At 74.4% G+C, this 20,446-nt stretch carries 15 protein-coding genes; 6 read left to right on the top strand and 9 right to left on the bottom strand.

Annotated elements, in window-relative coordinates:
- Nucleotides 1-467: 467 nt before the first annotated feature.
- The 4 genes from recD to FHX74_RS16220 all read right to left on the bottom strand — a co-directional run bounded on the left by recD (nucleotide 468) and on the right by FHX74_RS16220 (nucleotide 9,962).
- Entirely contained in the window at nucleotides 468-2,471 is a 2,004-nt protein-coding gene (gene recD, locus FHX74_RS16235) for an exodeoxyribonuclease V subunit alpha (RefSeq protein ID WP_328823866.1), read from the bottom strand.
- Entirely contained in the window at nucleotides 2,468-6,052 is a 3,585-nt protein-coding gene (locus FHX74_RS21165; RefSeq protein ID WP_182561231.1) for a UvrD-helicase domain-containing protein, read from the bottom strand. Before FHX74_RS21165 ends, recD begins: the two co-directional genes overlap by 4 nt.
- Nucleotides 6,049-9,591 carry an exodeoxyribonuclease V subunit gamma gene (recC, locus tag FHX74_RS16225; protein WP_182561230.1) on the bottom strand — a complete coding sequence of 1,181 codons (3,543 nt, stop codon included), beginning with the start codon at nucleotides 9,589-9,591 and terminating at the stop codon, nucleotides 6,049-6,051. The genes FHX74_RS21165 and recC overlap by 4 nt, the downstream gene beginning before the upstream one ends.
- Before the next feature lie 107 nt (nucleotides 9,592-9,698).
- The gene (locus tag FHX74_RS16220) at nucleotides 9,699-9,962 is read right to left on the bottom strand and encodes a mycoredoxin (protein WP_182561229.1); all 264 of its coding nucleotides are present in this window, start codon (nucleotides 9,960-9,962) and stop codon (nucleotides 9,699-9,701) included.
- A gap of 145 nt (nucleotides 9,963-10,107) precedes the next feature.
- Here FHX74_RS16220 and FHX74_RS16215 point away from each other — a divergent pair, with 145 nt between their 5' ends.
- The 4 genes from FHX74_RS16215 to FHX74_RS16200 all read left to right on the top strand — a co-directional run bounded on the left by FHX74_RS16215 (nucleotide 10,108) and on the right by FHX74_RS16200 (nucleotide 14,063).
- Nucleotides 10,108-12,300, top strand: a complete 2,193-nt coding sequence (locus tag FHX74_RS16215) for an ATP-dependent DNA helicase UvrD2 (RefSeq protein ID WP_182561228.1) — start codon at nucleotides 10,108-10,110, stop codon at nucleotides 12,298-12,300.
- Nucleotides 12,301-12,413: 113 nt separating this feature from the next.
- Entirely contained in the window at nucleotides 12,414-12,662 is a 249-nt protein-coding gene (locus FHX74_RS16210) for a hypothetical protein (RefSeq protein WP_182561227.1), read from the top strand.
- Between the two features lie 129 nt (nucleotides 12,663-12,791).
- Nucleotides 12,792-13,169, top strand: coding sequence for a WhiB family transcriptional regulator (locus FHX74_RS16205; RefSeq protein ID WP_182561226.1), 378 nt, complete (start codon nucleotides 12,792-12,794; stop codon nucleotides 13,167-13,169).
- A gap of 195 nt (nucleotides 13,170-13,364) precedes the next feature.
- A complete protein-coding gene (locus tag FHX74_RS16200; RefSeq protein ID WP_182561225.1) occupies nucleotides 13,365-14,063 on the top strand; it encodes a histidine phosphatase family protein in 699 nt (232 codons plus the stop codon).
- 133 nt (nucleotides 14,064-14,196) lie between these two features.
- Here FHX74_RS16200 and FHX74_RS16195 read toward each other — a convergent pair whose 3' ends face one another.
- Complete coding sequence (locus tag FHX74_RS16195; RefSeq protein ID WP_220484061.1) at nucleotides 14,197-14,649, bottom strand: Hsp20/alpha crystallin family protein; 453 nt, start codon at nucleotides 14,647-14,649, stop codon at nucleotides 14,197-14,199.
- Nucleotides 14,650-14,781: 132 nt separating this feature from the next.
- Here FHX74_RS16195 and FHX74_RS16190 point away from each other — a divergent pair, with 132 nt between their 5' ends.
- A complete protein-coding gene (locus FHX74_RS16190; RefSeq protein WP_182561224.1) occupies nucleotides 14,782-15,135 on the top strand; it encodes a MerR family transcriptional regulator in 354 nt (117 codons plus the stop codon).
- A 93-nt stretch (nucleotides 15,136-15,228) separates the two neighbouring features.
- The gene (locus FHX74_RS16185; RefSeq protein WP_182561223.1) at nucleotides 15,229-16,185 is read left to right on the top strand and encodes a glycosyltransferase family 2 protein; all 957 of its coding nucleotides are present in this window, start codon (nucleotides 15,229-15,231) and stop codon (nucleotides 16,183-16,185) included.
- Between the two features lie 25 nt (nucleotides 16,186-16,210).
- Here FHX74_RS16185 and FHX74_RS16180 read toward each other — a convergent pair whose 3' ends face one another.
- The 4 genes from FHX74_RS16180 to FHX74_RS16165 all read right to left on the bottom strand — a co-directional run bounded on the left by FHX74_RS16180 (nucleotide 16,211) and on the right by FHX74_RS16165 (nucleotide 20,091).
- On the bottom strand, nucleotides 16,211-17,164 hold the full coding sequence (locus FHX74_RS16180; protein WP_220484060.1) for a glycosyltransferase: 954 nt from the start codon (nucleotides 17,162-17,164) through the stop codon (nucleotides 16,211-16,213).
- Between the two features lie 116 nt (nucleotides 17,165-17,280).
- Nucleotides 17,281-18,768 carry an ABC1 kinase family protein gene (locus tag FHX74_RS16175; RefSeq protein ID WP_182561222.1) on the bottom strand — a complete coding sequence of 496 codons (1,488 nt, stop codon included), beginning with the start codon at nucleotides 18,766-18,768 and terminating at the stop codon, nucleotides 17,281-17,283.
- A complete protein-coding gene (locus FHX74_RS16170; protein WP_182561221.1) occupies nucleotides 18,740-19,765 on the bottom strand; it encodes a DNA/RNA-binding winged helix domain-containing protein in 1,026 nt (341 codons plus the stop codon). The genes FHX74_RS16175 and FHX74_RS16170 overlap by 29 nt, the downstream gene beginning before the upstream one ends.
- A 164-nt stretch (nucleotides 19,766-19,929) precedes the next feature.
- Nucleotides 19,930-20,091, bottom strand: a complete 162-nt coding sequence (locus tag FHX74_RS16165) for a DUF5679 domain-containing protein (protein WP_182561220.1) — start codon at nucleotides 20,089-20,091, stop codon at nucleotides 19,930-19,932.
- Between the last annotated feature and the right edge of the window lie 355 nt (nucleotides 20,092-20,446).

Genomic DNA, 20,446 nt, shown 5'->3' with positions numbered 1-20,446 from the left:
GTGCGGTGAGACTGTCGAAGCGCGGGTGATCTTGGTGCGTGCTTCGCCCTTCGACGGGCTCAGGGAGTCGTGGGGCGATGGTGCGCACCCGGGCGCTGAGCTTGTCGAAGCGCGGGTGATCTTGGTGCGTGCTTTCCCCTTCGACAGGCTCAGGGAGTCGTGGGGCGATGGTGCGCACTCGGGCGCTGAGCTTGTCGAGGCGCGGGTGATCTTGGTGTGGGCTTCGCCCTTCGACAGGCTCAGGGCACCGTGGTTGCATGACGCTGACCGTACGGTGAGCCTGTCGAACCGCTTGTGTGCAGGCGATGTGCGCTGAGCTTGTCGAAGCGCGGGTGATCTTGGTGCGTGCTTTGCCCTTCGACGGGCTCAGGGCACCGTGGTTGGCTTCGAGACGCTCAGGGCACCGTGGTTGGCTTCGAGACGCTCAGGGCATCGTGTCCGAGGATCCCGTTGCCGGCAGATGCGGCTCAGGCGAGCCGGTCGCGCAGACCGCTGGCCCGGTTGGCGGGGCGCAGGACGGAGCGGCGGATGGCGGCCTCGCTGCCGATCACCCGGACGGCGTCGCGGGCCCGGGTGACCGCCGTGTAGAGCAGCTCGCGGGTCAGCAGCGGTGAGTCCGGCGGCGGCACCACGAAGGAGACCGTCCCGAACTGGCTGCCCTGCGCGCGGTGGACCGTCATCGCGTGCATGGTCTGCACGCTGTCGAGCCGGACCGGGGCGACCAGGACCGGGTCGGCGCCGCGGGCGAAGGCGGCCCGCACCCCGGACGGTGTCCGCACCACCACGCCGGTGTCACCGTTGTAGAGGTTGAGGTCGTAGTCGTTGTCGGTGACCAGCAGCGGTCGGCCGAGGTACCACTCGGTCATCGCCGGCGCGGTCGTCCGGCCGGAGGCTCCAGTCGAGCCGGTGGCCACCGCCGGATCGGTCGTGCCCGCCCCGTACCCGGGCAGGTCCTCGGCCAGCCAGCGTTCCGCCTCGCGGCTCCACCGGGTCATCCCGAACGGTCCGCGCCGGTGCGCGCAGAGCAGCCGGTGCTCCTCCAGCCCGCGGATCGCCTCACCGGCCTCACCCGCACGCGCCGCGTCCAGCACCCGCCGACCAGCCGACACCACCGCCCGCCGCAGCTCGGGCACGGCGCCCGGGTCGATCGTTGCCGACCCGCTCCCGTCCTCGCCCACCGTCTCGACGAAGCTCAGCGCCGGGTCGCCCCGCCGCAGCACCGCCATCACCGCGTCCGGATCGGAGGCCCGGATCGCCGCGGCCAGCTCACCGATCACCCCGCCGAACCGCCAGGTGTGGGTCAGCGCGACCACGCCGTGCCGGACCGGGTCCGGCGTCTCGATCCCGAGCGCCGACAGGCCGTCGACCAGGCGTGTGTCGGTGTCACCGGGCGCGCCGGTGATGTCGGCCAGCACCGCCCCGGCCTCGACCGAGGAGAGCTGGTCCGGGTCGCCGACCAGCACCAGCCGTGCGTCCGGGCGCACCGCCTCGAGCAGCCGCGCCATCAGGGTCAGCGACACCATCGACATCTCGTCCACCACCACGACGTCGTGCGGCAGGTGGTGCTGGGCGTCGTGCCGGAATCGGCTCCGGCTGTCCGGACGCCAGCCCAGCAACCGGTGCAAGGTCGAGGCCTGCAGCCCGGACAGCACCGCCCGGTCGGCGTCATCGAGCGCGTCGGGGTCGAGCGCGGCGGCCGCTCCCCGCACCGCCTCCTCGAGCCGGGCCGCAGCCTTCCCGGTCGGTGCGGCCAGGGCGACCCGCAACGGCCGGTCGCCCGGGCGCGGCTGGTCGAGCAGCAGGGCCAGCAGCCGGGCCACCGTGGTGGTCTTGCCGGTCCCGGGCCCGCCCGCGAGCACGGTCACCCGGCCGAGGGCGGCCACCGCCGCCGCCAGTCGTTGCCGGTCCGGTTCGCCGGCCGGTAGGTCGGAGCCGTCGAACAGCCGGGCGAGGCCCGCCGAGAGCCGTTCGGTGTCCACGTCCGGCGGGGTCGCCGCGGCTCGGCGGGTCAGCTCGGTCCGCACCGTCTCCTCCTGGCCCCAGTAGCGCTCGAGGTAGAGCCGGCCGAAGGCGAGCCGGAGCGGCCGGCCGGCGGGTGCGTCCGCGCCGACCGCCACCGCGGGACTCGCGCGGACCGCGGCCAGCCAGGCCTCCGGATCGGGCCAGGGCAGCGTGCTGGTGTCGAGCTGGTGCTCGGAGTCGTCGAAGGCGGTCTGGGCCACGGTCGTCAGGTCGACGCAGACCGAGCCGACCCGCAGCGCACGGACGGTCAGCGCCACCGCCAGCAGCACCCGGTCGTCGGCTTCCTGGCAGATCGCCCCGATCCGCGCCGCGGTGTGGACGTCCGCAGGGAGCAGCACCCCCGCCCGGTTGAAGGTCGCGAGCAGGCCTACGGCCGACCGCACCAGGTGCGACTCGTCGATCTCGGCTGCGACGGTCCCCACGGCTCCCGCGGCCTCCACGGCGGTCACGACCGGCCGTCCAACAAATCGGACAGCTCGGTGACCAGCGCGGCCGGCGGCCGCCAGCTGAACACCCCGTACGGCGCCTGGCCCGAGGCCCGCGGTGTGTCCGGCCCGGCCATCCCGCGGAGGAACAGGTACAGCACGCCGCCGAGCTGCGCCGCGGGTTCGTACCCGCGGTGCCGCCAGCGCAGGTAGCGGTGCAGCGCGACCGCATAGAGCAGGGCCTGCAGCGGGTAGTCGGCCCCGATCATCGCCTCGGCCATCGCCGTCGGCGCGTAGTGGTCGACCGGTAGCGGCCGCACGTCGGGATCGCCGAGCCAGTTGGTCTTGTAGTCGGCCACCAGATAGCGGGTGACGCCGCCGTCGGTGACCCGGAGGACCGCGTCGATGCTGCCGGTCAGGTAGCCGCGCAACGGCTGGTCGGCGAGCAGCGGCAACCGGAGCCGGTCGGGGTAGCGGTGCAGCAGGTCGTCGGGCCCGAGGTGTCGTTCGAGCAGCGGCACCAGGTCTCCCAGTCGGACGGTGCCGTGCGGGGTGTCGCCGCCGGCCAGCGGCAGCTCGAAGGTCAGCTCGGCCAACCGGTCGGTGGCGGGCAGGTCGACCAGTCGGCGGTCACCGGCCAGCGGGCCGAGCGGGGTGAGCAGGGCGGGCGCGAGGGCGGGGCCGAGCGTGCCGGCGGTGAGCTCGCCCGAGGGGCCGCGGGCCAGCTCGACCGCGGCGGCCGCGGTCAGGTCACCCACCAGCCGGTCGGCGGCTTGGCTGGCCGCCGGGTCCACCGCCTCGAGCACGGCGTGCACGGCGGTGCCGAACTGGGTGCCCATCGGCAGGTCAGTCATCGGGGACACCATCGCCGACGTCGACGCCGCCGGCCCGCTCCCGCCGACCGTCGGGGTCACCGTCGGCGCAAGGGTCTGGGACAGGGTCTCGGCCACCGGCGACTCGTCGTCCTCCTTGCCGCCGTCGGGCTCGCTCCCGACGCCGCCACCGACCGCGGCGGCCACGACGACGCCGTGGACGGCCCCGGTCAACGCCGAGTAGGAGGTCCGACGCCAGGCGAGGTCGAGCGGGCGGTCGAACCGGCGGACGTCGAGGTCGGTGTGCACCGGGGCGGGGCGGTCCCAGGTCGCGGGTGCCCGGGTCCCGGGTGCTGGCACGGTCTCCACCGCGATCAGGGCCGGGTCGAACGCCCGCAGCCCGGCCGGGGTGCCCGCGGCCGGGTACCGCGCCTCGGGGACGGCGGCGGCGCCGGGGACGCGCGACCGGGCCCAGAACCGCTGCAGCGCGGAGGTCGCGGTGTTGTGCGACGGCAACCACCAGGTGACCACCAGGCTGCGGGCCCGGGTCAGTGCGACGTAGTACAGCCGGAGGTCCTCGCCGGCGTCCTCCCGCCAGTACCGGGAGAGCCGGTCGCGCCGGCCCGGGGCGTTCCGGCCGCCCACGTCGAGCGCGGTCCCGCTGCGCAGACCGGTCGCCGACCGACCGTCGTCCGAACCGCCGGCGCCGGGGGCGTCGTCGTCGTGCAGCCGGAGCACCTGCCCGTCCTCGTCGGGCACCCAGCGGTCCGAGGCCTCGGGCAGGTAGACCACCGGGAACTCCAGCCCCTTGCTCCGGTGGATGGTGAGGATCTGGACGGCCGCCGTGTCGGTCTCCAGCCGGCGGCTGAGCTCGTCGGTCCCCGCCCGCCGGGCCTCCTCGACCCGCTCGGCGAGCCAGGCCAGCAGCGCCCCGGTGCCGAGCTGACCGCCGGTCATCGCCGCGTGCAGGCTCTCGCCGACGTGCCGCAGGTCGGTCAGCCGGCGCTCGCCGTCCGGCTCGGCGAGGATCCGGCCGGCCAGGCCGGTCTCCTCGGTGATCGCGGCGAGCATCGCCGCGACACCCTGCCGGGTCAGGATGCGGGCCCAGCGCCGGACCAGTGTGGTGAGCCGGGTCACGGCGTCCTCGTCGGCCGCGGCGAGGTCGGCCAGGTCCCAGCCGACGAAGGCGGTCAGCGCGACCGCCCGGATCGACGGCTGGCGGGGGTTCTCGCAGGCGGTGAGCAGGCGCGTCCAGTCCACGGCCGCGTCGGAGTCGAAGACGCTGCCCGCGCCGCGCACCACGGCGGGTACGCCCAGCCCGGCCAGGGCGGTCCGGATCGGTTCGAGCTGCTTGTTGTAGCGGACCAGGACGGCGATGTCGCCCGGACCCAGGCGACGCCAGCGCCGGTCGTCGTCCAGGATCTCGACCCCCTGGTCGAGCAGCGCGACCACGTCGGCGGCCAGGTCGGCGGCCACCTCGCGCCGCAGCTGGCTGATCGGCGGCTTGTCCTGTTCGGTGGGGGACTGCTCGCGGACCCGGATCCGTACCGGCGCCTCGTGGGCACCCGTCGCCTCTCCCGTGCCGGGTGTCCGGCGGATCCGGGGATCCGGTCGGCCCGCCTCCACCGGGCGCACGACGATCCGCTCGTCCCCGAGCGCGGCGCCGCCGGTGAGCTCGTCGAGCGCGGCGAGCAGGGGCGCGTCGCTGCGCCAGTTGGTGTCGAGCGTCGCCACGGTGTCGGCCTGGCCGACCGCGTCGAGGTAGGAGTAGACGTCCGCGCCGCGGAAGGCGTAGATCGCCTGCTTGGGGTCGCCGATCAGCACCAGGGTCACGTGCCCGTGGAAGGCCCGCCGCAGGATGTCCCACTGGATCGGGTCGGTGTCCTGGAACTCGTCGACCAGCACGAGCCCGAACCGGTCGCGCAGCCGGGCCGCCGCGCGCTCGCCGGAGTCGGGGTCGGCCAGGCAGGCCTGCAATCGGGTGAGCATGTCGTCGTAGCCGTAGATCCGGCCGCGCTGCTTGCGGCGCGTCACCTCCTCGCGGACCTCGCGGGCGAACGCGACCCGCTGGCCGGCGTCGGTGAGGTCGGGTCCCGCGCCGCCCGGGGTCGGCCCGGGCTCCGGGACCAGCCGCGCGGTGCCGCCCGCCACCACCGCGGCGGCGAGCTTCTGGGCCTCCTCGAGCGTGAACGGCGGCCGACCGCCCGCGGCGAACCGGCGCAGGTAGACCTCGGCGGTGACCTGGCGGGTCAGGTCGGTGAGCGTCTCGACGAACACCGCGTCGGCGTCGGCGTCGCCGAGCACCCCGAGGCCGGCCAGCATGGTCTGGCAGAACTCGTGGGTGGTCGCGATGGTCGCGGCGTCGAAGTCGGCCAGCGCGGCGCGCAGCCGGGCGTGCCGGGCGGCCACCGCCTCGCGCGGACCGTCGGCGAGCAGCCGCACCACCGGGTCGTCGGCGTCGGGCCCGCTCGGACCGCCACCGCCGTCGGTGTCGCTGCCGTCGTCGAGCAACACGGCGGCGAGGGCGCGTTCGGTGCCGGCCAACCGCTCCCGGACCCGCTGCCGCAGCTCGTCGGTGGCCATCCGCCCGAACGTGACCAGCATGATCTCGGACAGGGTGACCCGGCCCTCGGCGACGAAGCGGGTCGCCAGCGCGGCGATGGTCCAGGTCTTGCCGGTGCCGGCGCTGGCCTCGAGCACGGTGGTGCCGGTGGGGAGCGGGCCGGCCGGGTCGAACGCGGTCCGGGTCGCCTCGTCCGTCCGACCGGCGGACGACCGGGTCGTGGTGCTCACGGTTGACCCTCCCCGCGCAGCAGCGGCGCCCACACCCGGAGCGCGAGCGTGCCCAGTCGGCTCGGCTCGCTCCGACCGTTCCGGGCCTCCTCGGGGTGAGCGGGCAGCTCGAGCAGTCGCTCGAGCGTCACCCCGGAGCCGAAGCAGAGGGCGAACGCCTCGTCGGCATCGCGCTCCCAGGTCCTGCGGAGCTTCCCGACCACGTGCTCGACCGGGCGGTCACGCTCGCGGTGCGCGGCGTACTCGGCGGACGTCCGCAGCGGCAGCGGCAGCGGCTCGGCCAGGCCGGTCGCCCACAGGTCGACGAGGTCGCCGAGCACCCGCATCGCGACCATCGGAGGCACCGGCCCGAGGCGGGTGACGTCGTCGGCGCCGACCACGACGGCTCGCCAGCCGAGCTCGGGTTCGGCCGCGGTGAGGGCCAGCAGCCGCACCCAGGCGGCCAGCCGGGGTTTCGGCCCGAGCTTGGAGAAACTGACGTCGACCAGCTGCGGACCGAACGCAGAAGCCACGGTGCTGACCGTCCCGGTGAGCACCCGGCCGCCCGACCGGAGACCGGACTCCGGCAGGTCGAGCTGGAGGTCGTGCTGGCGGCGTTCGCCGGTCAGGTGGGGATCGGCGACCGCAGCCACCCGGTGCACCGACTCGGTCACCGGGGTGATGACCTGGGCACCGAGCGCGCGCGGCGGCAGGGTGCCGCGGCGCCACTCGGCCGCAGCCAGGGTGTCGAGGGCGGTCCCGCGCAGGTGGAGGGCGAGCAACCGGTCACCGACACCCCAGCGCTCGAGCGCGTCGAGCTCGACCGGGATCTCCTCGGCGGGCGGGCTGGCGCTCCAGGTCGACAGTCCGGCCCGGGCGCGCAGGTAGGCGCGCGGCGGGTGCTGCAGGAACCGGACGAGGTCGTCCAGCTCGACCACCTCGGGGAGCGGCCAGGGGTCGGTGGCCGCGCTCCGGAGGGAGGACGACCCGGAGGTGACTGCTCGGGGTGTGGCGGCTCGGGTGAGCGCGAGCGCCCCGTCGAGCGCGGCGCGGTCGAAGCTGACCGGCCCGTCGCCGGCGGTGGCGAAGTCGGCCGGGTCGAACGGCTGGAGCGGGTGCCGGTGCAGCACCTGGGCGCGGGCCGGGTCACCGTCGACGGTGCGGGCGGTCAGGTCGAGCACGTCGAGCAGCTCGCCGACCGGGACCGAGGGCGGCCGGACGGCGTTGGTGCGCGGATCCGCGCCGGAGTAGACGACGAGCAGCTGCTCCTCGGCGGCGGTGATCGCGTCGAGCATCAGCTGCCGGTCCTCGCTGCGGCCGTCCCGGTCGCCGACCCACGGGTCCAGGGCGAGCAGGTCGTCGCCGTCGGTCCCGCCCGCGCGGGGGAAGACGCCGTCGTCGACCCCGAGCAGGCACACCACCCGGTGCGGGACCGACCGCATCGGCAGCATGGTGCAGACGGTCAGGGTGCCGGTGCGGAAGTTGCTGCGGGTCGGACGTCCACCGAAGACGTCGGCGAGCAGCACCCGGGCCTCGGCGCGGGTGAGCTGGGCTCCCGCGCCGTCGGCCGGGGCGGTCTCGGCCAGCCGAGCCAGCTCGCCGTAGGCCTGGGCGGCCTGCCAGGACTCCCAGGGCGGGGCCAGGCAGAGCAGGTCCAGGACGTCGCGGCAGAGCTCGAGCCAGCCGCCGACGGGCCGGCGGCCCTCGAGCCGGGCGAGCAGGTCGCGGAGCCGGTCGACCACCTCGGCCAGCTGCCCGAGCGCGACCACGTCCCCGGAGTCCACGTCGTCGAGCGGCAGCGTGGTGCCGAGGAAGTGCTGGCCCTCCTCGTCCATCGCCACCCCGAGCAGCAGCCGGTCGAGCCCGGCCCGCCAGGTGTTCTGCCCGAACTGCCCGAGCCCGAACCGGTCGCGGTCGGCGGCGTCGAGACCCCAGCGCACCCCCGAGGCGATCACCAGGTCGCGCAGCCGCTGCAGCTGCTCGTCGGTGAACCCGAACCGGGCGGCGACCGGCGGGCTCGCGCACAGGTCGAGCACCGTCGAGGCGTCGACGCGGTCCTCGGCCAGCTCGAACACCCGGCCGAGCACCGCGAGCATCGGGTTGAGCCGGCGCAGCGAGCGGTCGGCCAGCCGCACCCGGAGCCGGTGACCGGGGTGCCACCGGGGGCCGGCCTCGCTGGTCGTCCCGTCGGAGTCGAGCTCCTCGGTCTCGATCCCGAAGGCCGCGGAGATCAGGGGCGCGAAGGTCTCGATGTCCGGGCACATCACCACGATGTCGCGGGGCTCGAGGGTCGGGTCGTCGGCCAGCCGGCCGAGCAGCAGCTCGCGGAGCACCTCGACCTGCCGGTCCGGACCGTGGCAGGCGTGCACCCCGACGCTGTGGTCCTCCGGATCGAGCACCAGCGGGGTGCGGGTCGGGGTCAGCCCGTGGTCCGCGGCGATGTCGGACTGCAGCCGGGCGAGCAGGGTGGTCGCAACATGATCATTCCGGCCGTGATCATCGACTGCACGATCATCCCGGCCGTGATCGTCGAGTGCATGATCATCACGGTCGTGATCATGGTCGGTGGCCGCTTCCAGACCACCCAGCCGCAGCTGGAGCTCGCGGACGTCGCGTCCCAGATAGGCGAGCAACCGGTGCCGGGGGACCGCGGCGGTCGGGTCGCCGCGGCGCGGGCCGTCGAAACCGTCGGAGACCTCACGGACGGCGGCCCAGAGGGCCGGCGAAGGGTGCGGGAGCCACAGGTGGACGTCGCGGTGCACGGCCAGGGCGGTGAGCACGTCGAGGACCGCGGGGGTCAGGCGGGTCGGCCCGAACACCGAGAGCCGCTCCGGCAGGTCGACGAGCGCGGGCTCCTCCCGCACTCGCCTGCACAGCTCGGGGAGGCGCTCGGCCGGTCCGGGTGCGCCGACCCGGGCCCGGACCCGGCGCCAGCACTCGGGCTGCCAGGCCAGCTCGGGGGGCAGCGCCGGTTCCGGGGGCAGGGCCAGTTCCGGCGTGAGGGTCGGCTCGGCCGGCGAGCCCGAGGCCCAGGCCCGCACCAGTGCGGGCCGGTTGGCGGCGTAGTCGTCGAACAGCGCGGCAGTGTGGCGGGCCAGAGCGAGACGACGGCCGCCCGCCCCGTCGGGATGCCCGTCGCCCGAGGGGCACCCGGCGACCGAGCTGCTGCGGCGCAGGAAGCGCCGGACCGGGGCGGCCCAGGGCTCGGTCAGGCCCTCGTTGAGGACGTCGAGCACGGGCCAGACCAGCCGGCGGGGCCGCCACGGGTCGTCGCCGGCCGAACCGCCCGACGACCCGGATGCCACTCCGGCCGCGGTGACGGTCGCGACGAGGTCGGTGGGGGAGCGGAAACCCACTCCCGCGCAGACGCCGTCCGTGCGGTCCGGGCCGGTGCGTCCGAGCCGCCGGGCCAGCCGCTGGGCCAGCCACCGCTCGACCCCGCGGGTGGGGACGACCACGAGCTCCTCGGCGAACGGGTCGTCCAGCGGGTCGGCGAGCACCTCGGCCAGCGCGTCGACCAGTCGGTCGGCACGCCGGGCTCGGTGCAGGTGGACGCTCATGACCGGGCCACCCTAGAACCGGGCTCGGACAGTGCCGAGACCTCGCGCCGCGCGTCGGCCTCGGGTCCGTGACGCCGGTCCGGGTCCTGCCGGCCCGGAGGGTCGGCTCAGTGGGTGAGCGCGTCCAGCCTGCCGCGCACCTGCGCGACCGAGGGATTGGTCAGCGCGCTGCCGTCGGCGAAGACCAGGGTCGGCACGGTGCGGTTGCCGTGGTTGACCGCGGTCACCACGTCGGCCGCCTCCGGCTGCTCCTCGATGTCCACCTCGGCGTAGCCGATGCCCTCGCGCTGCAGCTGCGACTTGAGCCGGCGGCAGTAGCCGCACCAACTGGTGGTGTACATCGTGATGGCGTCCTGGTTCTGCGCGGTCATGTCGGGGGAACGAGGTTGTGGCCGCCGGCATTCCCGGCCGACGGAGGTCGACCCCGCGCCCGCGTCTCCGGAGGTGCGGTCCTCCGGGCGCTTCGCCTGTGCCGGTTCCGCCGGGCTGTCCGCCCCGGCCCCTAGGCTGGACCGCATGAGCCAGGCGACCGTGGTGCTGATCGACGAGGCACCCGGGCCGCGCACACCGGACGCGATCCTGGCCGCCCTCGACCCCGAGCAGCGCGAGGTGGCCACCGCGCTCGGCGGTCCGGTCGCGGTGATCGCCGGCGCCGGCACCGGCAAGACCCGGGCCATCACCCACCGGATCGCCTACGCGGTGGCGGCCGGGGTCTACCGCCCGACCGCCGTGCTCGCGGTGACCTTCACCCAGCGCGCCGCCGGCGAGATGCGCGGCCGGCTGAGCCGGCTCGGGGTCCGCGGGGTGCAGGCCCGGACGTTCCACTCGGCCGCGCTGCGGCAGGCCGCCTACTTCTGGCCCCGCGTGCACGGCAGCGACCTGCCCGGGGTGCTGGAGAACCGGATGAGCCTGGTCGCCGAGTCGGCGTCGCGGCTGCGGGTCCGCACCGACACCCCGGCGCTCCGCGACCTGGTTACCGAGATCGGCTGGGCCAAGGTCAGCAACGTCAGCCCCGAGGACTACCCGCGGATCGCCGCGGCGCGCGGTCGCGAGCTGGCCTCGGCCGACCCGGAGACGGTCGGGCGGGTCTTCGCGGGCTACGAGAAGACCAAGCGGGAGCGCGACCGGATCGACTTCGAGGACATCCTGCTGTGCACCGCCTCCTTGATCGCCGAGCACCCGCGGGTGGCCGAGGAGGTGCGGCGGACCTACCGCCACCTGGTGGTCGACGAGTACCAGGACGTCAGCCCGTTGCAGCAGGCCCTGCTCGACCTCTGGCGCGGGGACAGCGACGACCTGTGCGTCGTCGGCGACCCGGCGCAGACCATCCACTCCTTCGCGGGCGCCCAGAGCACCTTCCTGACCGGCTTCACGAAGCGGCATCCCGGTGCCCGGGTGATCCGTCTCGTCCGCGACTACCGGTCGACGCCACAGGTGGTGAAGGTGGCCAACCAGGTGATGGCGCGCCGCGGCGGGCCGGGTGGCCCGGGGACGAAGGGCCCGGGCGTGCTCGGTGCGGTCACCCTGCAGGCCCAGCGCGACCCGGGACCGGAGCCGGTCTTCGCCGAGGCCGCCGACGAGGCCAGCGAGGCCGGTGCGGTCGCGGACTGGTGTGCCGCGCGGCACGCCGAGGGCGTCGAGTACCGCGAGATGGCGGTGCTGTTCCGGGTCAACGCCCAGAGCCCGGCGTTCGAGCAGGCGCTGGCCGACCGCGGCGTGCCCTACCTGGTCCGTGGCGCCGAGCGGTTCTACGAGCGGCCCGAGGTGCGGCAGGCGTTGCTGTTGCTCCGCAACGAAGCCCGCCAGGACCGGGGAGCCGGCGGCGACGCGGCTGACCCGGTGGGCGAGCCGTCCGCGGTCGACCGGGTCAAGGCGGTGCTGGGTGCGGCCGGCTGGAGCGAGAAGCCGCCGGAGGGTTCGGGCGCGGTGCGTGAGCGGTGGGAGTCGCTGGCCGCCCTGGTCTCGGTGGCCGAGGACCTCGAACGCCAGCAGCCCGAGGGGAGCCCGCTCGGCCTGGCCGCGGTCTCCGCCGAGCTCGACCGGCGGGCCGAGGCCCAGCACGCGCCGGTGGCCCAGGGCGTCACCGTGTCGACGCTGCACTCGGCCAAGGGCCTGGAGTGGGACGCGGTCTGCCTGGTGGGCGTCCAGGAGGGGTCGCTGCCGTTCGTGCTGGCCACCGGCCCGGAGGAGATCGAGGAGGAGCGGCGGTTGCTCTACGTCGGGGTCACCCGGGCCCGCAGCCACCTGCGGATCTCGTGGTCGCGGACCCGCAACGGCAGCGGGCAGCGCCAGCCGTCCCGGTTCCTCGACGGCATCCGGCCCGGCGGCTCGAGCCAGCCGCGCACCCGCGCGAGCGGCGAGCGGCGCGGCCGCAGCAGTGCCCTCGCCGCGACCTGCCGGAGCTGCGGCCGGGCCCTGCACGACGCCGCCGAGCGCAAGCTGGGCCGGCACGAGGACTGCCCGGCGACCTACGACGAGGCGACCCTCGACCGGCTCAAGCAGTGGCGCAAGAAGCAGGCGGCCAGTCAGGGGCTGCCGGCCTACTGCGTCTTCACCGACGCGACGCTGACCGCCATCGCCGAGGCCCGCCCGACCGGTCCGGGAGACCTGCTGCGGATCAGCGGGCTGGGGTCGGCCAAGGCGGCCAAGTACGGGGAACCGGTGCTCGCGATCCTGTCCGGGCAGGACCCCGAGGACGTGGCCGGGTGAACAATTTCTCACGAACGCGGTTAATCGGTTGCCGAGCGACCGGAGGGGTGCCTAGTGTGTCTGACGCACGATCGTGCACCCGAGCCCGCGAGCAGATGAAGGAGGGCAGCGACATGGACAACACCACCACGGCGGTGATCGGCGATCACTCGATGATCATCAACGATCTCGTTCTCGGCGGTTGGCGGCAGCGTGCCTATGCGCTGCCCGCTTCGGCTGTCCGCGGGTCGGAGCCGATGCACGCCTGGCCGTGCACCCGCAAGCACGAGAACACGATCGATTCGATCACCGTCATGGGTGGCGTCGCCACCGATGACTTCGGTACCCCGTGGGGTCCCAGGCCTGGTAGACCACCGGTGTAGGTCCGACTACACCGACAGCCTCCAGGCCGTGGATCCCGACACCATCCGGGATTCACGGCCTTCGTGATTCCCGGCCCGCAAACAGGACGTGAGACCCACGACCTGGTCGAGGAAGACGAGTTGGCCGACATGAAGTTCGCAGCAACGCTCGACGAGACGATCGATCGGATCGTTCCGGCTGGAGGCGCGACCGGCACGGTGCTCCCGTGCCACCGGGTCGACCCCGAGCTGTTCTTCGCCGAGTCGCCCGCCGACGTCGAGTACGCCAAGGCCCTGTGCCTCGACTGCCCGATCCAGCAGGCATGCCTGGCGGGCGCGCTCGAGCGGCAGGAGCCGTGGGGGGTCTGGGGTGGACAGCTGTTCGTGCAGGGTGTCGTCGTCCCGCGGAAGCGTCCGCGGGGCCGGCCCCGCAAGCACCCGCTGCCCGAGCCGGTGATCGACCCGCGGGTCGCCCCGGCGGCCCGGACGCAGCCGGAGCGCAGTGACCGCAAGGAGCGGGCCGCATGAGCGGTGCGACCGGGGAGCGGGAGATCCTGCTCCCCGGCCGGCTCTTCCACGCGCTCCGGCTCTGGCTCGCCCGGAGCCTCAGCTGATCATCGGCCCCGGTGGTGGTGATCATCAGCAGCACGGCCGCTGGTGATCACCGCGCCGTGGTCGTCCCCGCCCGTCCGCCCGCGCCGGTGATCGGGTTGGATGGGTGTCATGCCCACCGAGTTGATCTTGATCAGGCACGGCGAGTCGCACGCGAACGTGGAGCCGACGATCGGCGGGATGACGGGGGACATCGGCCTCACCGACCGCGGTCGCGGGCAGGCCGCCCGGCTGCGGAGCCGGTTGGCGTCCGAGGGCTTCCGGGCCGACGTGCTCTACGCCAGCACGCTGCCGCGAGCCCAGGAGACCGCGGCCTACGTCGCGGAGGCGATCGGGCTGCCGGTCACCGACGACGACGAGCTGCAGGAGCTGCGCCCCGGGGTGGCCGACGGCTGGTCGTTCGCGCAGTGGGAGGCGACCTGGCCCTACCCGGGGGAGGTGCTCCACCGGCACCCGTACGTCCCGATGGCCGAGGGCGGCGAGAGCTGGGCGTCCTTCGTGGTCCGCGCCGGGGCCGGCCTGGCCCGGCTGGTCGAGCGGCACCCGGACCGACGCGTGGTGGCGGTCTGCCACGGCGGCGTGATCGAGGCCTCGTTCTACCTCGCCCTCGGGCTCGGTGCCTCGGGCAAGCGGGTGGGCTTCGCGGTGGAGAACACCAGCCTGACCCACTGGCGCTACACGGTCGACGACGCGCTGCCCGAGTGGACCCTGCACCGCTTCAACGACGTCGCGCACCTCGAGGCCGACGAGCCGGACGCCGACCGCCCGGCGGTGCCGATCCCCGGCGCCGAGGACGAGCAGCCGGGCTGACCGAGCGCCGCCCGAGCTCGCGACGCTTCCCCGGTCGTCCGCGCGAGCCGGAACGCGGACGGGCCCGGCCGGTGCCGGGCCCGTCGTCCAGTCGTCCGTCGGTCGGATCCGCGGAGCGGTACCGACCGGTGGGTCAGCTCGCCGAGGCGGCCTCCGTGCGGTTGCCCTCGATCACGCGGTCGTCGTGGTCACCGACCTCGACGCTGATCTTGCGCGGCTTGGCCCGCTCGGCCACCGGGACCCGCAAGCTGAGCACACCGTCGCGGTAGCTCGCCGAGATCCGGTCGAGGTCGAGGTTGTCGCCGAGGATCAGCTGCCGGCTGAACACGCCCCGCGGGCGCTCGGCGGCCAGCTGCTCGCCGGTGACCTCGCGCATCGGCCGGTCGGCCCGGACGGTCAGCACGTTGCGTTCGACGTCGAGGTCGATCGAGCCCGGATCGACGCCCGGCAGGTCGAACTCGATGCGGAACTCCTCGCCCTCGCGCCACGCGTCCATCGGCATAAATGCCGGTCGCGACGACGTGCCGAACACCTGCTGGGTGAGTCGATCCAGCTCACGGAACGGATCAGTACGCATCAACACCATGAGGCACCTCCTGAGATCAACTGGACAGGTTGTCTGATGCGACAGCTTCCACAAATCTGTGTTCGCTGATATACACTTTTTAACGCGGTCATCGGCGCGCGTCAAGTCCCCGCGTCGGACGAAGGAGGTGCGATGGACCAGAAGAGCAACGACGTCGGACCGGCCCCGGACCAGGGCGTCTACGGCATCGGCGTGGTCGCCGACCTCGTCGGCACCGCCACCCAGAACCTGCGCGCCTACGAGCGCGCCGGGCTGGTCAACCCCGCCCGCACCGGTGGCGGGACCCGTCTCTACAGCCCCGACGACGTCGCACGGATCCGCCGAGTGCAGAACCTGCTCACCGAGGGTCTCAACCTCGCCGGGATCGCGCAGGTGATGGAGCTCCAGGACGACGTCCGGCGGTTGCGCGCCGAGCTCGCCGAGCACGTGGCAGCCGACGAGGACCGGCGCGCGGGTCGTCGCGAGAGCGCTCCGGGCGATCGCTGAGGCCGGCACGTCCTGCTCGGGGCCGATGGTTCCTATCCTGTGCGGGTGCACCCCGCTGTCGACGGTTCCGCCCGCACCGCCGACGGGGGAGGAGTGCGCCGCGTCCTCGTCGCCGTACCGACCTATCGGCGGCCCGAGGTCGTCGGCCGGCTGCTGGGGGAACTGCCTGAACAGCACCGGTCGCTGAGCGGTCGCGACGGCCGCCACCCGGTCGAGGTCGACGTGCTGGTGATCGACAACGACCCGGACGGCGGGGCTCGCGACCTCGTCCGTGCCCACCCGGGGGTCCGTTACGTCCACGAGCCACGTCCGGGTCTGACCGCGGTGCGCAACCGCGCGCTGGACGAGTCCGCCGACGCCGACGCGCTGGTGTTCATCGACGACGACGAGACCCCGGCGCCGGGCTGGCTGGCCGGCCTGGTGGACACCTGGCTCTCCACCGGCGCCGCCGGCGTCAGCGGACCGGTGGTCTCGCTGCTGCCCGACGACCTGGACCCGTGGATCCGCGCCGGCGGCTTCTTCGCCCGCCGCTACCGCGAGGGGCTGGCCACCGGCGCGCCGATCCTCGAGGCGGCCACCAGCAACCTGCTGGTCGACCTGGCGGCGGTGCGCGAGCGCGGACTCCGGTTCGATCCGCAGTTCGGTCTGTCCGGGGGTGAGGACTCGTTGTTCACCCGTCGGCTGGCCGACGTCCGTCCGCTGCGCTGGTGCGCCGAGGCGGTCGTCCACGATCCCGTCGCGCCCGAACGCCTGACCCGCGCGTGGGTCTGCCGCCGGGCGCTGAGTTTGGCCAACAGCGGAGCGCGGGTCGAGCTGGCGCTGCGGCCCTCCCCGACGACCCGCGCGCGGCTGGTGGCCGGCGGGACGGTCCGTCTGATCGGCGGGGGCCTCACCGCGGCGCTCGGGCGTGCGTCCGGCTCGGCGGAGCGCTCGGCGCGGGGCGCCCGGACCCGATGGCGCGGTGCCGGACTGCTGCTCGGCGGTCTCGGGCTGACCTATCTGGAGTACGGCCGGGGCCGCCGCTGGCGCTGGGAGCGACCGGGTCGCTGACCCGTCGGGTGTCGGCGGCCGGTGGTCAGGTCGGACGCGCTCTGCGCGCCCGCGACCGGGCGGCGAGGAAGGCGTCGCGGTGGGCGAGACCGGCCAGGTTCCAGGCGCGGGCGGAGAGGTCCGGCTGTCCGGTCAGTCCGGTGACGGCCTGCAGCGCCCGACGCAGGTCCTCGCCGGTCAGCTCGCCGGTGTAGGTCTGCACCCAGGTGGCGCCGACCTCCTCTTGGAGCGCGCGGTTCACCTCGTTGTCGGGGACCAGCACCGGGCGGTCGAGGGAGAGCGCGGTGAGCGCGCCACCCGAGTTGTGCATGTGCCGGTAGGGCAGCACGACCAGCCGGGACCGGGTCACCTGGTCGACCAGGGACGCGTCGTCGAGGAAGCCGAACCGCAGCTCCACCCGGGGGTCCCCGCCGGCTGCCTGCTCGATGGCCCGGACCAGGTCCGGCCCGGACGGTCGGCCGGCCACCGACAGCCGGACCGTCGGGTCGTCGATCGTGACGAAGGCACGGACCAGGTCCTCGACCCCCTTGTAGCGGCGGATCAGACCGAAGTAGCCGATCCGTCCCTCCTCGGCCGCGCGGGCCGGGTGCCGGGCGAACCAGTCGCGGTAGTGCCCGTGCGGGACCAGGGCGGCGGGGCGCCGGTCCGGGGTCGGGGTGAACGCGTTGAGCACGACGTATCCGGCGACCTGCCGGTCGAGCCACTGCAGCAGGCGGACCTCGACGGGCGGGATCCCGCTCGGCAGCTCCAGGTTGTGCACCGTCCGGACGATCGGCACCCGCCGCAGCCGCAGCCGGAGGACGAAGGCGACGAACAGCAGCCGACGGACCCAGGCCCGCGCCGGGGTGCGCCCACTGACCAGGATCTCCGGCCAGTGCACGTGGAAGACGTCGAACCGGGCGGTCAGGGCCCGACGCCAGCCGAACGAGAGCACCGTCACCCCCGGGACGGCCGCCAGGGCCTCCTTGAGCATGATCACGTACGGATTCGTGGTCGGTCGCGGTGCGGGGACCGACTCGAGCACGACCAGCGGGGGTGCCCCGGTTGACGAGTCGTCCAGGGGGGTGCCCGCCGGTCCGGAGGTCCGACCCGGCCTCACGCGTCGGTCTCGGCGAAGCCGGGCAGGAACTCCTCGAGCACCGCCCCGAAGTCGGCGGTCACGTCCATCTGCGACAGCACGGCCAGGCCGCCCAGCCAGACCCGGTGGATCAGCAGGTAGCTCGGCGGCAGGTTGAGCTTGAGCCCGATGCCACCGGAGGTGCGGACGTCGCTGACCCGGCGGAACTGCTCGCGCATCCACTCGCGGCTGAAGTGGAACTCCGTCGCCGCGGCCGGCTCGACGAACGGCGCCAGGTAGTCGAGCAGCTCCTGGGCGTCGACGTCGCGGGTGATGAAGCCCTCCGCGCGCAGCCCCTCCAGGGTGGCGTCCGCGTCGCCGGACATGGCGATCCGCATGATCCGGCCCATCGGTGCCGGCAGGCCCTCCGGCAGCCGGGCGACCAGACCGAAGTCGATCGCGCCGAGCCGGCCGTCGTCGAGCAGCTTGAAGTTGCCCGGGTGGGGGTCGGCGTGCAGCAGCCCGGCGATGCTCGGCCCGGCGAACAGGAACCGGACGTAGGCAACCGCCCACCGGTTGCGCTCGGCCTGCGGCAGCCGGATCGCGGTGGACAGCGCCGGACCTTCGAGCCACTCGCTGACCATCACCCGCGGCGTGTGGGCGAGGACGTGCGGGACCGCGAACTCGGGGTGGTCCTCGAAGGCGACCGCCGAACGCTCCTGGTTGTCGGCCTCCCGGGTGTAGTCGAGCTCCTCCTCGATCCGGTCCGCCAGCTCCGCGGCCAGACCGCGGACGTCCATCCCGCCGGCCAGCGGACCCGCCATCCCGGCCAGCCGGCTGATCTGACGCAGGTCGGAGCGCAGCGCCTCGTCGGCACCCGGGTACTGCACCTTGACCGCCACCGTGCGCCCGTCGGACCAGACCCCGCGGTGCACCTGGCCGATCGAGGCGGCCGCCGCCGGTCGCGGCTCGAAGCTGCGGAAATGGTGCCGCCAGTCGGCCCCCAGCTCGCGGGCCAGCACGGCGTGCACCCGCGAGGTCGGCATCGGCGGGGCGGAGTCCTGCAACCGGGAGAGGTTCTCCCGGTACGGTCCGGCGATCTCGTCGGGCAGCACCGACTCGAAGAGACTCAGGGCCTGGCCGAACTTCATCGCGCCGCCCTTCAGCTCACCCAGCACCTTGAAGAGCTGCTCGGCGGTCCGCTGCTGGACCTGCGCCGAGACCTGTTCGGCCGAGCTGCCGCCGATCCGGCGGCCGAGGCCGACCGTCGCACGGCCGGCGAACCCGAGCGGGAGGGTCGCCAGCCGGGCACTCCGCCGGATCGACCCGCGGGCCAGCGGGTCGCGTTCACGCCGTCGGCGCTCGGTCGCGTCCGGTGCCTCGGTTCCGTCGCCGTCGACCGGGTCGGGCGCGACCGCGTCCGACCCCTCGTTCACCCCCCGGTCCGCCTGCGGATCCGGTTCGGGGGGTCGCTCGGTGTCGCCGTCGTTCCGGACGTCACGGTGCTCGTCCCGCCGGGGCCTCATGAGCCCTATCTTGCCGTGACCGGACAAGCGCGGCCGGGCCACCGCACCCGCACGCCGGATGCCGTGGCCAGCGTTGGATCCTCAGCCGGCGGTCCGGAGGGAGGACGGTCACCGTCGCGCCCACCAGCTCGGCCCGCCGTCCCTCCCGCCAGCCGCAGGCCTGGGTCACCGCGAGCACGGCGGCCAGCGTCACCAGGTCAGCGGGTGGACGCGCCGGGCGCCGGGTCAGCAGGGCCAGCAGGGCGGGCCAGCCGGGGTCGGTGGCCGTGCGGGCGGCGTCGAGGCAGTTGACACAGGCCGACCGACCGGGGACGACCAGCGGCCCGACCACGACCCCGTCGGCGAACGGGCGGACGAGCAGGTGCGGCCGGTCCTCGCGGAGCAGCGCGTCGGTGACCACCCGGTCCGGCTCCCAGGTGTCGCAGGCCAGCACGGTCAGCGCGTCCGGCGAGTCCCGGCGGGGGGCGGGCGCGGATCGCAGCGCGGTCGGCAGGCCGTCGTCGCCGGGCGGTCCGTCCGGGCGCGCGAACTCCGCGGCCAGCGCCTGCGCGCGGGTCGCGCCGAGAGGCGCGTGGGGATAGAGGTCCTCGTCGGCCGGGGTGTCGTCGCAGAGCTCGAGGGGCACGCCGGCGGCGCGCAGCTGGGCGGCCACTGCGCGACCCAGGACGCCGGCTCCGACGACCCGGACCGGTCCCTCGGTCGACCCGGACGCAATCGGACGGGAGTCGCCGACGAGCCCGGCCGCCAGGAGCCGCTCGAGGACCGCGTCGAGCACCTCCGCGGCGACCCCGTGCGCCACCGCTCGGGTCCGCAGCTCCTCGCGTCCGGTGCCCTCGAGAGCGACCAGCACCGGGTCCAGCGCCGCCGGGACACCGTCGAGCAGCAGGCCGGGACCGGGTGGCACCCCGATCTGCAGCCGGTCGGGACCGCGGCGGAGCAACGGGAGGTCACCGCACCAGCGCAGGGCGGTCGGCACGGGCACCGGGGTCTGGGTCACGCTCCGACGATGCCAAGCCCGGTGACGTCGTGGGGCGCTCGTCCACAGGCGATCCGGCTCCGGACGTGCGGAACGGGGGCAGCGAGACGCTGCCCCCGTTCGCGGTGGATCGGTGGTCGGGTCCTCGCCGACCGCTCCGGGAGGAGCGGCCGGTCAGGTCCGGCTCAGGCCTTGCCGAGGATCCGGTTGAGGTTGGTGCCGCAGACCGGGCACTTGGCCTTGGCCATCCGGGTGCCCTTGTCGTTCACCACGACATCGCCGGAGGCTTCCCGCTTGGCCTTGCACTTGACGCAGTAAAACTCGCCACTGTAGGTCTCGTCAGCCACGTTCTCTCCTCGCTACGCGCGCCCGGCCACGTCGTCTGGGTCGGATCCGGTGTGCACTGTCGGCGCTGATTCGGGCGTCACTCTACGCGAGCGCGCTGCCCGGCCGGTCGGACCGGTCGGCGGTGTGTCGGGACCGGGTGGAACCGCACCCCGGACGTGACGAAGCCCCCAACTGGATCGAGACGCTGGCCTTCCCCTGCGAGCGTCGGACCATCCGGGGGCTTCGTGTCCGCGACGTTAGGCGAGCGTCGGGACCGCCGTCAACCTGGTGACGGCGACCGCGGGACGCGACAGACCACTCGTGCCGGTGGTCTCGTTGTCCACCGCTGTGGACAACCGTGTGGACAGACTGTGC

The sequence above is a fragment of the Microlunatus kandeliicorticis genome (assembly GCF_014137855.1).
Lineage (GTDB): Bacteria > Actinomycetota > Actinomycetes > Propionibacteriales > Propionibacteriaceae > Microlunatus > Microlunatus kandeliicorticis.
This window is presented reverse-complemented; position numbering and strand designations above follow the sequence as displayed.

What these genes read in the sequence shown, in the direction of transcription:
- FHX74_RS16215 (WP_182561228.1), top strand. Translation starts at nt 10,108, where the DNA reads ATGAGCCAGGCGACCGTGGTGCTGATCGACGAGGCACCCGGGCCGCGC.
- FHX74_RS16200 (WP_182561225.1), top strand. Translation starts at nt 13,365, where the DNA reads ATGCCCACCGAGTTGATCTTGATCAGGCACGGCGAGTCGCACGCGAAC.
- FHX74_RS16195 (WP_220484061.1), bottom strand. Translation starts at nt 14,649, where the DNA reads ATGGTGTTGATGCGTACTGATCCGTTCCGTGAGCTGGATCGACTCACC.
- recC (WP_182561230.1), bottom strand. Translation starts at nt 9,591, where the DNA reads ATGAGCGTCCACCTGCACCGAGCCCGGCGTGCCGACCGACTGGTCGAC.
- FHX74_RS16210 (WP_182561227.1), top strand. Translation starts at nt 12,414, where the DNA reads ATGGACAACACCACCACGGCGGTGATCGGCGATCACTCGATGATCATC.
- FHX74_RS16190 (WP_182561224.1), top strand. Translation starts at nt 14,782, where the DNA reads ATGGACCAGAAGAGCAACGACGTCGGACCGGCCCCGGACCAGGGCGTC.
- FHX74_RS16205 (WP_182561226.1), top strand. Translation starts at nt 12,792, where the DNA reads ATGAAGTTCGCAGCAACGCTCGACGAGACGATCGATCGGATCGTTCCG.
- FHX74_RS16220 (WP_182561229.1), bottom strand. Translation starts at nt 9,962, where the DNA reads ATGACCGCGCAGAACCAGGACGCCATCACGATGTACACCACCAGTTGG.
- FHX74_RS16175 (WP_182561222.1), bottom strand. Translation starts at nt 18,768, where the DNA reads ATGAGGCCCCGGCGGGACGAGCACCGTGACGTCCGGAACGACGGCGAC.